Source organism: Microbacterium aurantiacum (assembly GCF_021654035.1).
Classification (GTDB): domain Bacteria; phylum Actinomycetota; class Actinomycetes; order Actinomycetales; family Microbacteriaceae; genus Microbacterium; species Microbacterium aurantiacum.
The window spans coordinates 1,108,735-1,121,242 of the sequence record NZ_JAJPDW010000001.1 but is presented as its reverse complement, the minus strand read 5'-3'; the positions used below and the strand labels follow the sequence as shown (position 1 = coordinate 1,121,242).

15 protein-coding genes are annotated in these 12,508 nt (G+C 70.9%); 7 read left to right on the top strand and 8 right to left on the bottom strand.

Features of this window, described 5'->3' with window-relative positions; genetic code table 11:
- The coding region (locus tag LTL01_RS05445; RefSeq protein ID WP_236967697.1) for a DMT family transporter at positions 1-822 on the bottom strand (822 nt) is incomplete at its 3' end.
- Here LTL01_RS05445 and LTL01_RS05440 point away from each other — a divergent pair.
- Entirely contained in the window at positions 821-2,230 is a 1,410-nt protein-coding gene (locus LTL01_RS05440; RefSeq protein WP_236967696.1) for an aminotransferase-like domain-containing protein, read from the top strand. The genes LTL01_RS05445 and LTL01_RS05440 overlap by 2 nt on opposite strands.
- 39 nt (positions 2,231-2,269) lie before the next feature.
- Positions 2,270-2,734 carry a VOC family protein gene (locus LTL01_RS05435; protein WP_236967695.1) on the top strand — a complete coding sequence of 155 codons (465 nt, stop codon included), beginning with the start codon at positions 2,270-2,272 and terminating at the stop codon, positions 2,732-2,734.
- Between the two features lie 86 nt (positions 2,735-2,820).
- Here LTL01_RS05435 and LTL01_RS05430 read toward each other — a convergent pair whose 3' ends face one another.
- The 5 genes from LTL01_RS05430 to LTL01_RS05410 form a co-directional block, all read right to left on the bottom strand.
- Positions 2,821-4,380 carry a molybdopterin-dependent oxidoreductase gene (locus LTL01_RS05430; protein ID WP_236967694.1) on the bottom strand — a complete coding sequence of 520 codons (1,560 nt, stop codon included), beginning with the start codon at positions 4,378-4,380 and terminating at the stop codon, positions 2,821-2,823.
- A gap of 81 nt (positions 4,381-4,461) precedes the next feature.
- Positions 4,462-5,232, bottom strand: a complete 771-nt coding sequence (locus LTL01_RS05425; RefSeq protein WP_197272990.1) for a gamma-glutamyl-gamma-aminobutyrate hydrolase family protein — start codon at positions 5,230-5,232, stop codon at positions 4,462-4,464.
- A 31-nt stretch (positions 5,233-5,263) separates the two neighbouring features.
- Positions 5,264-5,965 carry a glycosyltransferase family 2 protein gene (locus LTL01_RS05420; protein ID WP_236967693.1) on the bottom strand — a complete coding sequence of 234 codons (702 nt, stop codon included), beginning with the start codon at positions 5,963-5,965 and terminating at the stop codon, positions 5,264-5,266.
- Positions 5,962-7,350 carry a PIG-L family deacetylase gene (locus tag LTL01_RS05415; protein ID WP_236967692.1) on the bottom strand — a complete coding sequence of 463 codons (1,389 nt, stop codon included), beginning with the start codon at positions 7,348-7,350 and terminating at the stop codon, positions 5,962-5,964. Before LTL01_RS05415 ends, LTL01_RS05420 begins: the two co-directional genes overlap by 4 nt.
- Positions 7,347-8,465 (bottom strand): acyl-CoA dehydrogenase family protein, encoded by a 1,119-nt coding sequence (locus LTL01_RS05410; protein ID WP_236967691.1) that lies wholly within the window; start codon positions 8,463-8,465, stop codon positions 7,347-7,349. The genes LTL01_RS05415 and LTL01_RS05410 overlap by 4 nt, the downstream gene beginning before the upstream one ends.
- A 100-nt stretch (positions 8,466-8,565) precedes the next feature.
- On the opposite strand from LTL01_RS05410, the gene LTL01_RS14930 reads away from it, so the two are divergent.
- Both LTL01_RS14930 and LTL01_RS14925 read left to right on the top strand, forming a co-directional pair.
- Entirely contained in the window at positions 8,566-8,958 is a 393-nt protein-coding gene (locus LTL01_RS14930) for an IS5 family transposase (protein ID WP_372461295.1), read from the top strand.
- Positions 8,900-9,472, top strand: coding sequence for an IS5 family transposase (locus LTL01_RS14925; RefSeq protein WP_372461294.1), 573 nt, complete (start codon positions 8,900-8,902; stop codon positions 9,470-9,472). Before LTL01_RS14930 ends, LTL01_RS14925 begins: the two co-directional genes overlap by 59 nt.
- On the opposite strand, the gene LTL01_RS05400 is transcribed toward LTL01_RS14925, so the two are convergent.
- Positions 9,469-10,011, bottom strand: a complete 543-nt coding sequence (locus tag LTL01_RS05400) for a TetR family transcriptional regulator (protein ID WP_236967690.1) — start codon at positions 10,009-10,011, stop codon at positions 9,469-9,471. The genes LTL01_RS14925 and LTL01_RS05400 overlap by 4 nt on opposite strands.
- A gap of 127 nt (positions 10,012-10,138) precedes the next feature.
- Here LTL01_RS05400 and LTL01_RS05395 point away from each other — a divergent pair, with 127 nt between their 5' ends.
- On the top strand, positions 10,139-11,080 hold the full coding sequence (locus LTL01_RS05395; protein WP_236967689.1) for an aldo/keto reductase: 942 nt from the start codon (positions 10,139-10,141) through the stop codon (positions 11,078-11,080).
- A gap of 149 nt (positions 11,081-11,229) precedes the next feature.
- On the opposite strand, the gene LTL01_RS05390 is transcribed toward LTL01_RS05395, so the two are convergent.
- Entirely contained in the window at positions 11,230-11,505 is a 276-nt protein-coding gene (locus LTL01_RS05390) for a hypothetical protein (protein WP_236967688.1), read from the bottom strand.
- A 144-nt stretch (positions 11,506-11,649) separates the two neighbouring features.
- Between LTL01_RS05390 and LTL01_RS05385 the strand changes: the two genes are divergently transcribed.
- Complete coding sequence (locus tag LTL01_RS05385; protein ID WP_236967687.1) at positions 11,650-12,027, top strand: YciI family protein; 378 nt, start codon at positions 11,650-11,652, stop codon at positions 12,025-12,027.
- A gap of 35 nt (positions 12,028-12,062) precedes the next feature.
- Entirely contained in the window at positions 12,063-12,491 is a 429-nt protein-coding gene (locus LTL01_RS05380; RefSeq protein WP_236967686.1) for a VOC family protein, read from the top strand.
- Positions 12,492-12,508 lie beyond the last annotated feature (17 nt).

Sequence of the window (12,508 nt, the reverse complement as noted above, 5' to 3'; positions counted from 1 at the left end):
ATGTCCGAAGAGCCATACAAGGGTGAGAACGGGCTGGACGAGTTGGATCTGGCTGACCTGCGCCATGGGTCCGATCGCGAGCCCTCGGTACCAGGCGAAGAAGCCGAGGTACATGCTGACGACGGCGAGATAGGCGAAGGCGAGCCAGTGGACGGCGGATGCCGCGGGCGGCGCCATCGCGACCGAGACCGCGCTGACGGTCACCGTCACCGGCGCCGCGACCACGAGCGCCCACGAGACGGTCTGCCACGCACCGAGTTCACGGGAGAGGAGCCCGCCCTCCGCGTATCCGACGGCGGCGGCGACGACCGCGCCGAACAGGAGGAGGTCGGCCCAGGTCAGGTGCCCGAACCCTCCCGAGGAGAGCGCGGCGAAGACGACCGCCGCGACCGCACCGAGGGCGGCGAAGATCCAGAACGACACCGGTGGGCGCTCGCGCGTGCGGAGGACGACCGCGACCGCGGTCGCCGCGGGGAGGATGCCGATGACGACCGCGCCGTGGCTCGCGGGCACCGAGGTCATCGCGAACGAGGTGAGGAGCGGGAACCCGAGGACGACGCCGCCCGCGACGACGACGAGTCGCCCCCACTGGGCACCCTGTGGCAGACGCGCGCGGGTCGCGGCGAGGGCGATGACCGCGAGGATCGCGGCGACGACGGCGCGGCCGGCGCCGATGAAGACGGGATGCAGCGCCTCGACGGCGACGCGGGTGAACGGGACTGTGAACGAGAAAGCGACGACCCCGAGGAGGCCCCACCACACACCCGCGAGGGGCGATAACACTGTCGCCGCGGGGAGAGTAGCGCTATTGTTCCCTGACATGGCACACGATAGCACCGACCGGATCGTCGCCGCACTGCGCACCTGGATCGCGTCGGCGCCGGCGGGAACGCAGCTGCCGTCGAGCCGTCGGATCAGCGCCGAGCACGGAGCGAGTCCGGTGACGGTGCAGAAGGCGCTGCACCGCCTCACCGCGCAGGGCCTCATCGATGCGCGGCCCGGAGTCGGGACGTTCGTGCGGGGATCCCGGATGCGCCCGCCCGCGGACTTCGGCTGGCAGACGGCGGCGCTCGGCGCACCGCAGGGGCGGCATCCGGATCTGTCCGTGACGCAGCGTCCCGGCGCGCCCGATGCGATCGCGCTGCACTCGGGGTATCCCGCGTCGGAGCTGCTGCCGGGCGGCCTGGTGCGGGCGGCGCTCGCGCGCGCGGCGCGGTCGGATGCCGCGGTCCGGCGTGCTCCTGCGGACGGTCTCGCGGAGCTGCGGGAGTGGTTCGCCGCGGAGCTCGCCGCCGTCACTGCACCCGAGGTGTCGCCGGTGTCGGCGCGCGACGTGGTGATCGTGCCCGGGAGCCAGAGCGGGCTCGCCTCGGTCTTCCGCGCCGCGGTGGGCGAGGGACGGCCGGTCGTCGTGGAGTCGCCCACATATTGGGGGGCGATGGTCGCCGCGGCCCAGGCCGGCGTCACGCTCGTGCCGGTGGCGTCGGGGCCGGTGGGTCCGGATCCAGACGATGTGGAGCGGGCGCTGGCCTCATCCGGGGCGCGGGCGTTCTACGCGCAGCCGACGTTCGCCAATCCGCACGGCGCGCAGTGGACCGACGAGCGGGCCCGGGCGGTACTGGAGGTCGTCCGCCGGCGCGGGGCGTTTCTCATCGAAGACGACTGGGCGCACGATCTCGCGATCGACTCCGATCCCTCCCCGCTCGCCCGTCTTGATCAGGACGGGCACGTCATCTACATCCGGTCGCTGACCAAGAGTGTCTCCCCCGCCCTGCGCGTCGCTGCGGTGATCGCCCGCGGGCCGGCGCGCGAGCGGATCGCCGCCGATCGCACGGCCGATGCGATGTACGTCAGCGGCGTCTTGCAGGCGGCGGCGCTGGACGTCGTGACGCAGCCGGCGTGGCGCCGTCACCTGCGCGCGCAGCGGTCGGCGCTCCGGGCGCGGCGCGATGCGCTGCTCGGCGGCATCCGTCAGCACCTGCCGCAGTGCACCGTCGCGCTCGTGCCCGCCGGGGGCCTCAACCTGTGGGTGCGCCTGCCGGACGGAACGGATGTCGCGACCCTCGTCCGCGCGGCCGCGGCGCGCGATGTGCTGATCGCCCATGGGCGGGAGTGGTTTCCGGCGGAGACGCCCGGCCCCTACGTGCGCCTGAACTACGCCGGCCCCTCGCCCGAGCGCTACGACGAGGCGATGCGCCTGGTCGCCGAGGCTCTGGCGGAGCAGGGCTGATCCCGGAACACGGCGGCCCCCGCGGCGGTTGACGCCCGCATGACACTCGCGACTCCGCCGACGCAGCTCCGCCTCATCATCGAGACCGACGACTTCGACCGGACGGTGGCGTTCTACCGCGACGTCCTCGGCCTGACCGAGCGGCCCGCGTTCGCGACCGAGGGCGACGATCGGGTCGCGATCCTCGAGGTCGGCGACGCGACGATCGAGATCGCCACGCCCACCCACGCGCGGAACATCGACGTCATCGAGAACGTCCCGGCATCCGAGGGTCCGAGTCTGCGGCTGGCGCTCGAGGTGGCCGACACTCCGGCTGCGGTGCGCGCGAGCCGAGAGGCGGGTATCGAGGTCATCGCCGATGCCACGGACACGCCGTTCCGTTCGGTGAATGCGCGCGTGCAGGGGCCGGCCGGGTGGCAGGTGACGTTCTTCCAGGAGACCGAGTCGCTCGACGAGCGCCGCGCCCGCCCCGGTTTCGAGACGGACGACCGGCGCGCGCGATAGGGGCCACCCGACAACGAGAGAAGACGGGCTCCAGGAGGACCAATTCCGGGGAGCCCGCCTTCCGGCTTGAGGGGGTGCGGGAGCGATCAGCCCGTCACGGTGACGAGGGTGCGCTGCCAGCCCGACGAGCCGTTCGGGGCGATCGGGGCGCGCTCCTGCTCCTGCACCTCGCCGTCGCGGTTGACGGCACGGACCGTGACGTAGTGGGTGCCGGGTTCGGCCTCCCACTCGAGGAACCACTGCACCCACGTGTCGACGTTCACGGCGGTCGACAGCGTCGCCTCCTGCCAGTCGCCGTCGTCGATCTGCACCTCGACACGATCGATGCCGACGGTCTGCGCCCACGCGACGCCGCCGATGGCGACCGTCCCCGCGGGAACGGGAGCCCCGGCCTTCGGGGTGTCCACGCGGGAGGAGAACTTGATCGGAGCCTCGGCGTCGTACCCGCGCGGGGTCCAGTAGGCCTCGTCCCGCGCGAAGGTGGTGACCTTCAGCTCGGTGAGCCATTTGGTCGCCGAGACGTAGCCATAGAGACCCGGAACGACCATGCGGACGGGGAAGCCGTGCTCGAGGGGCAGGGGCTCGCCGTTCATGGCGACGGCGAGGATCGCGTCGGTGCCCTCGTCGGTCAGCGAGGCCAGCGGCGTGCTGGCGGTGTACCCGTCGACGCTGCGGGAGAGCACCATGTCGGCACCGGACTGGACGCCGGCGAGCGCGAGGATGTCGCGGACCGGCACGCCGAGCCAGCGAGCGCTGCCGACGAGATTGCCGCCGACCTCGTTCGACACGCAGGTGAGGGTGATGGAGTACTCGTCGAGGCCGCGGCCGATGAGGTCGTCGAAGCTCAGCTCGATGCGCTGGTCGACCATGCCGTCGACGACGAGACGCCATGTCGCGGGGTCGATCGTCGGGACGGTGAGCGCGGTGTCGACGCGGTAGAACTGGTCGTTCGGCGTGTACAGCGACGAGATGCCGTCGACGTCGAGTTCGGCGCCTTCGGGGATCGTCACGCGCGACCGCGGTTCGGGAATGCGCAGGGCCCCGCGGATCGCGTCGACGGAGGAGGTCGCGGCGCTCACCGCGCGGGCGGCGACACCGGCGATGACGGCCGAGGCGCCGGCGATCGCGCTGGTGAGGAGGAAGCCGCGACGGTTCACGCCTTTCGCTGCGCCCTCCCCGCTCGTCACGTCCTCGCGCCATCCCTGCAGACGGCGGATGAGCACGATCAGGATGACCGAGCCGGCGATCGTACCGGCGAGCGGGGGAACGAACGACAGCGCCTCCGCCGACGCGCGCGTGACGATCGCGGCACCGGAGAGGACCCCGGCGAGCACGAGGGCCGCGACGCCGAGGTGCGGACGCAGGTACTGCAGGATGCCGGCGATGGCCGACGCGATCGCCACGGCGAGGCCGAGGCTTCCGAGGAGCACGATCTTGTCGGCGGCACCGAAGGCCGTGATCGCGAACTCCTTGACCGGCTGCGGAACGATGTCGATCACGAAAGATCCGACGGCGAGGATCGGGCTCGCCGAGCGCGCGGCGATGAGCGCGACCAGCTCGGCGGCGGCGAGGAACACCGCGCCGGAGATGAGCCCGGCCAGCGCTGCCCAGAGCAGGACGCGGGGTCGGGTTCTGCGTGCGCCCATGCGGGTCTCCTTCGGCTTGTGGCTTCGGGAGTTCTTCGGAGCGCGAGGGGCGCCGGATGGGTTTCGCTTCGTGTGCGGGCGCTACGCCGCCGGAGCGGTGATCGGGTCGTCTCCGACAGGAAGGACGATGCGCGCCGCGGCGGCGAAGTCGGCGAGCAGCAGTCGCAGCTGTGCGGGGTCGCTTCCGGCGTCCTCGGGGTGCCACTGCACGCCGACGACCCAGCCGGCATCCTTTCCGGTGTCCCGGCCCTCGATCGCCTCGATGACGCCGTCGGGCGCGGTCGCGCTCACGACGAGGCCCTCGCCGAGCGCGTCGACGGCCTGATGGTGGCCGGAGCGCACGTCGCGCGTGCCGGTGCCGAGCACCGCGGCGAGGCGCGTGCCGGGGCGGACCGCGACCGGGTGGGTCACCATGTCCTGGTTCGGTTCGCGGTGGATGCCCGCCCCGAGGTCCTGCACGAGAGTGCCGCCGCGCACCACGTTCAACAGCTGAGTGCCGCGGCAGATCGTGAACACCGGCACGCCCCGCTCGAGCGCTTCGCGCAGGAGGGCCGCCTCGAACGCGTCGGCTGCGGCGTCGGCGGAGTCCATCCACGCTCCGGCGGGGGTCGCGCCGTAGAGGGAGGGGTCGACGTCGGCGCCGCCGAGCACGATCACGCCGTGCGCCGTCGCGAGGAGGTCGTGCGCGTCACTGTGAGGTGCGGCGGCGTTCACCCACCGCGCCTCGAGACCCGCCTCGGCGATCGCGGTCGCGGCCCCCGCGGCGAGGACGCGGAGCTCGTCGGCGAAGGCGGCATCGTGCCGCGGGGTCTCGCTGGAGTACGAGACGATGACAGGGATCGGGCCGTTCACGAGCACAGCATACGGCCGGCGGGAACGCTGCTCAGGCGACCCCGGACTCGAGCATCTCCTCCTGCGCGGCGAGGTAGCCGGCGTACCCGCCAGGGGTGCGTCCGACGAAGCGGCCGGAGGTCATGACCTCCGCGACGTCGGAGGCGGTCAGGACGAACCCCGCGGCACGCGCGGCGGCGACGAACGTGACGTCCTCGTGCTCGGGCACCTCGGCGAAGCCGCCGACGTGGCGGTAGACGCCGGCGCGGAAGCCGAGGTTCGCGCCGTGCACGTGTCCGTTGGGACGTCCGGGCGTGTGCGTGGCACGCCAGTGGTCGACGTGACGGAGGGTCAGATCGGCGAAGTCGGGCCGGACGGTGCCGATCATGACGTCGGATCCGCCGGCCGAGAGGGCCACCTGGTGGGTGATCCAGTTGCCGGGGACGATTGAGTCGGCGTCAGTGTGGGCGACCCACGCACGGGTCTCTTCGTCGGCGTGGCGGAGAGCGGCATCCGTTCCGATGCGACGCGCGCGCCCCACGCGGCCGGCGTCGATCTCGATGATCTCGACCGGGTACCGGCGGGCGATGAGGGCTGAGCGGTCGGTGCACGCGTCGAGGACGACGACGGTGTGGACGTCGATGCCGAGCGCGCACGCGCGGGCGCTCGCTCCCTGCACCGCGTCAAGGCACGACTGCAGGAGGTCTTCCTCGTTGTGGACGGGGACGACGACGTGGACGGAGGTCGCGATCACGGCAGCATTCCCATCTCTTGCGCGACCGACCGGGCGGGGTACGGACTGAAGACCTCGAGCACGAAGTCCTTCTCGATGTGCACCGCGACGCTCTGCCATCGGCTGTTCGCGCGCAGTCGTTCGTGGACTTCATCGCCCCCGGTGGGGTTCTCGGGCATCGGATGCCGCCAATGGCATGCGATCAGGTGACCAGTGGGCGCGAGGCTCTGCGTGATGCGGTCGATCGCGGTGTCGAGGTCGGCGACGTTCCAGAAGTAGCCGATCTCGGAGAGCAGGACGAGGTCGTACTCTCCGTCGGGCCATTCGTGCGGGAGCGCCGCGGTCTGCAGCGTGACGTTGTCGCGACCGGCGAGTTCTCGCGCGGCGGCCGTGAGAGCCTCCTCGGCGAAGTCGACGGCGACGAGGTGCGCGCAGCGGTCGGCGAGGCGCGAGGTGAGGATGCCGGTTGCGCAGCCGAGCTCGAGCCCTGCGCCGTACGTCGCGCGCGGGAGGGTGGCGAGGAGGAGTTCGCGCTTGCGCTGCTCGTACCAGCTCGAGCGGAAGCCCCAGGGGTCGTCGTGGGTGGCGAAGAACCGCTCGAAGTGGGAGCGCGGCGTCGACGCGGCGGCTTCGCGTGAGACGGATTCGGGGCGAATGAGGATCTCCTGGTAGCGGGCGAAGTGCTCCTGCATCCCGTCGTGGACGATCGCTTCATCGCCGGAAGCGTCCGAAAGGGGCCGGAGCTGGCTGTCGTGGACGGCGAGGGCGCGGCGCTTGGCGTCGTGCACGGCGTCGTCGAGAGTGACGACTTCCGCGCGGTCCCACGGCACGTCGGCGGGGGTGCCCCAGTGCCAGAGCCAGATCGGGTACCCGCGGACGGTCGCGCCGGCCTCGGTCGCGACGCGTTCGGCGAGCGCGCCGACGATGCGGTGGTCGCGATGGCCGTCGCCGGTCCACGGGGATGCCACGAGGATGCGGTGGGGTGCGGCATCCGTCATCCCGGTGAGTGCGGCGATCTCTTCCTGTAGGGCAGCGGTGAGGTCGTCTTCGTGGTCACCGAGGGTGCCGTCGGGGAGATGTAGCAGGCGGAGGGTGGCGGTGGGCGCGACGACGCCCAGGGCGTCGCGCACTTCGGTCTGCCGCCGCGCGGCGAGGTCGGCCGGGGTGTGGGTGGGCGAGTCGGGGTGGGAGTTCTCACCGTCGGTGGCGACGACGACGCGGATCGGGATGCCGCGCTGCGCGACGGTGTGCACGAGCCCGGCGACACCGAGGGTCTCGTCGTCGGGGTGGGCGGCGATGATGAGGAGCGCGTCGATGTCGAGGGACACCTCGGGCAGGGTGCGCGCGGCAAGCGCCGTGCGCCATTCGGATTCGGGGGTTCCGGGGTCGCGATGGTCGAAGGTCACCACCCGGACTCCCCCGCGGTGGTCTCGTCGCGCTCGGCTCGCCGCCGAACGAGGTCGCGCCCGAGGCGGGCGAGGTCGCGTTCAGCATGGTGCTGGCGGAGGTAGAGGTGCAGGTCGGCGACCCGGCGGGCGTGCGCGTCGTCGGCGACGAGCGGGGCCGGCCCGAGCGCGTGGTCGGCGGTGTGCAAGACGGTTTCGGCGGCGTCGGCGACGATGGTGCGGACGCGCGCAGCAAGGATCGCGCGGTCGATCGCGTCGCCTTCCGATGACCGGGCGGTCGCGTCGGCGAGGGTGGTGCGGGCGGCCCATTGGGCGGCATCCGCTCGTCCGAGGTGGACGCGGGCGAGCTGGTCGGCGCGGTCGGTGGAGGCGGCGTCGGCGAGAGCGTCGAGGATGCCGGCAGCGCCACCCCACCAGGTGGCGGCGACGCCCATGCCGCCGGTGGCGAATCCGGGGCGGGCGAGGTACCAGCCGGCGTCGCCGACGGGGACGGCCGGGGCGGCGGCGAGGTCGATGGGTGCGCTGACGATGTGCGGGAGACCGCGGGCGTGCCAGGGTCCGTCGTGCACGTGCACCTCGGGGCGGCGGAGCGCGATCGCGAAGAGGCCGCGGTTGTCGTCGTCGATCCAGGCGGTGACGAGGGCGTGGGTGAGGTGGGCGGCGAGGGAACACCAGGGTTTGGTGCCGGTGAGGGTCCACCCGGTCGTGCGGCTGGCGGTGAGGCGGACACCCGGCCCTTCGGCGGCGAATACGCCCCACGTCGAGGTGGTGTCGACGTCGAGGGGGCGGAGGTCGGGGGCGATGCCGTCGTCCCATGCCTCGGCGAGAATGCGCTGCGCGTCGACGTGCGGTTCGAGGACGCGGCCGGCCGCGACGTCGAGCGCGGCGGTGGAGGCGAGGAGTTGCCAGACGGTGTCGACGGATGCGGTGGCCGCACCGGTGTCGCGCGTCGCATCGCGCGCCCAGGCGAGGGTCGCCTCGACGTCGGTGCCGAATCCGGGGATCCGGCGGGCGGCGTCGATGGCGTCGACGACCGCTGGTTCGGTGTCTTCGCCCGGGAAGAGCGGGGACGGGACGCGAGGGAGGGCCCGTGTGCGGGCGGCGGAGAGGGGCACGGTCGCATCATCACCCCGTCCGGACGAAACGCGCGCGGGGGTTGCTTTCGTCCGCTGAGGCCTGCTAGGGCGTGTTGCTAAACCCTTGAGTGCTGCGTGGGTGAGTCTTGAGGGTGTGTCGCGTGATGTGATCTCTGATGACGCGTGGGCTGTGATCGGGCCGCTGTTCCCGACTGCGAAGTCGACGGGGCGGCCTCCGGTGGATCGGCGAACAGTAGTCGAGGCGACGGCGTGGCGGTTCCGGACCGGCGCGCCGTGGCGCGACGTGCCCGAGCGGTTCGGTAACTGGAACACGATCTACAAGAACTTCAACCGGTGGTCCGAACAGGGTGTGTGGGCGCGGGTTCTAGAGAAGACGCAGTCTCTCGCGCAGCAGTCCGGGGATCTGGACTGGGTAGCGTCGATCGACTCCACGATCGTGCGAGTGCACCAGCATGGCGCGACCCTTCCTCGCGCCACAGGGGGCACTGTCGAACTACAAGAAGTTCGGTGACGAACCGCTCGATCATGCGATCGGGCGTTCCCGTGGCGGGTTTACGACGAAGAATCACCTGGTGTGCGACGGGCAGGGCAGAGCTCTCGCGTTCATCCTCACGCCGGGACAGACCGCGGACACCAGCATGCTGGCCACGACGCTCGACGAGATCCACGTTCCGGGCGCGAGGGGCAGGCCACGATCCCGGCCGGACCGGGTCCTGGCGGACAAGGGCTACCCGTCCAAAGCGAACCGGGCCTGGCTACGCGAACGAGGGATCGCAGCGACCATCCCGGAACGCGACGACCAGATCGCGCACCGCCGCAGGAAGCGGGGCCGGCCGATCGACTTCGGCGACGAGCAACGCGTGCGCTACCGCGGCCGCAACGTCGTCGAACGGTGCTTCAACAAGCTCAAGCAGTGGCGCGGGATCGCGATGCGCTCAGACAAGACCGCCCGCAACTACCACGCTGGCCTCTGCCTCGCCGCGACACTCCATTGGGTCACCAGCAGCGCGCACAACGCTCCTTAGGTGCCGGAGAGCGCACCGAACGAGAGGGCAAGGAGTTCGTCTGGCGACCGAGTCTCTCCGGCTATCGCCCAGGCGTTAAGGGCTGCCTCGAAGCAAGCGATTGCGCACTGCACGACAGCGTATGCGCGCAGGTCGGCATCCGCGCCACCAATGCGACGCGCCACGATCGGCGTGAGCGTGCTCGCCCAGCCGAGGTGCTTCTCGAGGTTGCGTGCACGAAGCGAGGGGGCGCTGTTGAGAACGCGCATCCCACGCTTCTGCCGCTCCCCGCTCATGTCGGACATGGCCAGGAGCGCGCTGAACGCGTGCCGCAGAGACTCCCAGACAGGCTCGTTGACCGGCCGGTTCTCGAGGGTGTCGCGGACGAGGACGCCCCACGGTTCGGTGTCGCCGAGGATCGCGTCTTCCTTGGCCGGAAAGTAGCGGTTGAAGCTGCGTGTTGAGATCCCGGCGGCCGCCGCGATCTGCTCGACGGTCACCTCGTCGAAGCCGTGCTCAGCGAAAAGGTCGAGGGCCGCCTCGGCGATCTGCGCGCGCACAGCTGCGCGCGTCTGCTCGCGCAGGGACGGCGGGGGTGCGGCACTCATCATGCAGTCAGCATACCGCGCATACTTGTCTGAGTCAGACAGTTATGGCGTAGACTGTCGCTTCGTGAAGGGATCAACCATGGAATCACGCAAACTCGGCCGGCAAGGCCTCGAGGTCTCGGCCATCGGCTACGGCGCGATGGGAACGGCCGCGGGCTACGGACCCTCCGACGACACGGAGTCGATCGCCGCGATCCGCACCGCGCACGAGCTGGGAGTCACGCTCTTCGACACCGCAGAGATGTATGGCTGGGGCACCGGCGAGCAGCTGCTCGGGACGGCGCTCGCGCCGATCCGTGATGACGTGGTCATCGCCACGAAGTTCGGCCTGACCCCGGAGGGAGGCATGAACTCGCGCCCCGACCACATCCGTGAGGTCGTCGAGAACAGCCTCCGCAACCTGAACGTTGACACGATCGACGTCCTCTACCAGCACCGCTCCGACCCCGACGTGCCGATCGAGGATGTCGTCGGCGTCATGCAGGGGTTCGTCCAGGCCGGCAAGGTCAAGTACCTCGGCCTGTCCGAAGCCGACGGCGAAACTATCCGTCGCGCGCACGCAGTGCACCCCATCTCCGTACTGCAGTCCGAGTACTCCATCTTCGCCCACGACGCCGAGCCGGTACTGCCCGTGATCGAGGAACTCGGCATCGGCCTCGTCGCATACTCGCCGCTCGCGCGCGGGTTCCTTGCCGCACCCCCGAAGCCGCGCACCGAGTACGCCGCCGACGACTTCCGCCAGTATCTCGGCTGGTGGGCGCCCGCCAACTTCGACGCGAACGCCGCGCTGTCCAACGAACTTCGCGCGTTCGCCGCCGAAAAGGGCACAACGCTCTCCAAACTGGCGCTGGCGTGGCTGCTCGCCAAGCGCGACTACATCGTGCCCATCCCCGGCTCCCGCAACCCGGCCCGCGTCGCGGACAACATCGCTGCCTCGGACCTGCACCTCAGCACCACCGACCTCGCGCGCATCGACGCGATCGCACCCAACGGCGCGGTCGGCAGCCGCAACTACGGATGACGTGCACATAAGGATTGAAGCCGGGGCACCGCACCACACGGTGACCCGGCTTCAATCATCTCCAACACGGCCTCCGAGGGGATTTCCTGCGACGACCCCTACTTCGCCACCGATTCCACCGGATCAATTCCGGGGTTTGGCAACACGCCCTAGGTCGCCGGCGGAACGGATGGCGGCAGGTTGCGTCGCTCGCGGATCTCCTTGGCGAACTGGATACCGCCCGCGGCGATGACGAGAAGGCCGGCGACGAAGAGCAGGATGCGAACCCAGGCTGCGGCATCCGGGAACATGAGTCCGGGCATGACGAAGATGAAGGTCGCGGCGATGAAGTACCAGACCGCGACCTGCTGGGGCGGTTCTTCGGGCGGCTGCGGCTGCGGCAAACCCGGCTGGTGCGGCGGCGGGGGCGCGGGCGTGTTGTCCATGTCGGTACCTCCTGAACGGGCCACGTTACGGATGCCCTGGTGCGCGGCGCCTCCCCCGCGCGACGGAGATCTCGAAACGCGCGGGCTGCTCCGACACACTGGGGAGGTCGCGCACGTCGATCGGGCGAACAGAGGAGAGCTCCGATGAAGTATCTGATCCTGATCCACAACAGTCCCGCGGTGATCGAACTGTTCGGCGATATGAGCGAGGAGGAGCGGTCGGCGGCGTTCCAGGTCTATTGGGATGTCGAGGCCGATCTGCAGGCGAGCGGGGAGCTCGTCGATTCGTCGGCGCTCGACACCGATGCGCAGAAGTCGGTGATGCGGGGCGCGGACGGTGCGGTGATCACCGATGCTCCGCGGCCGGAGGTGGCGGAAGTCGTGTCGGGCTACTACCTCGTGGACGTGGCCGATGAGGCGCGGGCTGCGGAGATCGCGGCGCGGTTCCCCGAGGCGGTCGTGACTGGAGGGATGCGTATCGCGCGAATCTGGACCGAGGCGGACTTCGCCGAGAACACGTGAGCGGCGACGGTCATGGACGCGCGCCGGATGCGGGTGTGACCCCGTTCGGGGCTCTCCATCATGTCGAGGTGCAGGTGGCGGACCTCGAGCGCGCCATCCCCGGGTGGGAGTGGCTGCTCGGCGAGCTCGGGTATGAGCCGTTCCAGCGGTGGGAGGGCGGGCGCAGCTGGAGACTCGGCGCGACGTACATCGTGGTGGCGCGGGCGCCGCGCGAGGGTTCCCATGATCGACGGATGCCGGGGCTCAGCCATCTGGCTTTCCACGCCGGGTCGGCGGCATCGGTGGAGCGGCTCTGGCGGCTGGCTCCGTCGCACGGATGGACGCACCTCTATACGGACCGGCATCCTTTCGCCGGTGGGGAGGGTCACTACGCCGCGTTCATAGAAGACGCTGAGCGCTTCAAGGTCGAGTTGGTGGCGACGGATGCCGAGTCGGTTTCGGCCGCGCGGTTGGGCGCGACCTGAACACGCCTGCCGTGCGA

Coding starts and splice junctions, on each gene's coding strand:
- LTL01_RS05440 (WP_236967696.1), top strand. CDS start 821: ATGGCACACGATAGCACCGACCGGATCGTCGCCGCACTGCGCACCTGG.
- LTL01_RS05435 (WP_236967695.1), top strand. CDS start 2,270: ATGACACTCGCGACTCCGCCGACGCAGCTCCGCCTCATCATCGAGACC.
- LTL01_RS05430 (WP_236967694.1), bottom strand. CDS start 4,380: ATGGGCGCACGCAGAACCCGACCCCGCGTCCTGCTCTGGGCAGCGCTG.
- LTL01_RS14925 (WP_372461294.1), top strand. CDS start 8,900: ATGGCGCGACCCTTCCTCGCGCCACAGGGGGCACTGTCGAACTACAAG.
- LTL01_RS05395 (WP_236967689.1), top strand. CDS start 10,139: ATGGAATCACGCAAACTCGGCCGGCAAGGCCTCGAGGTCTCGGCCATC.
- LTL01_RS05390 (WP_236967688.1), bottom strand. CDS start 11,505: ATGGACAACACGCCCGCGCCCCCGCCGCCGCACCAGCCGGGTTTGCCG.
- LTL01_RS05385 (WP_236967687.1), top strand. CDS start 11,650: ATGAAGTATCTGATCCTGATCCACAACAGTCCCGCGGTGATCGAACTG.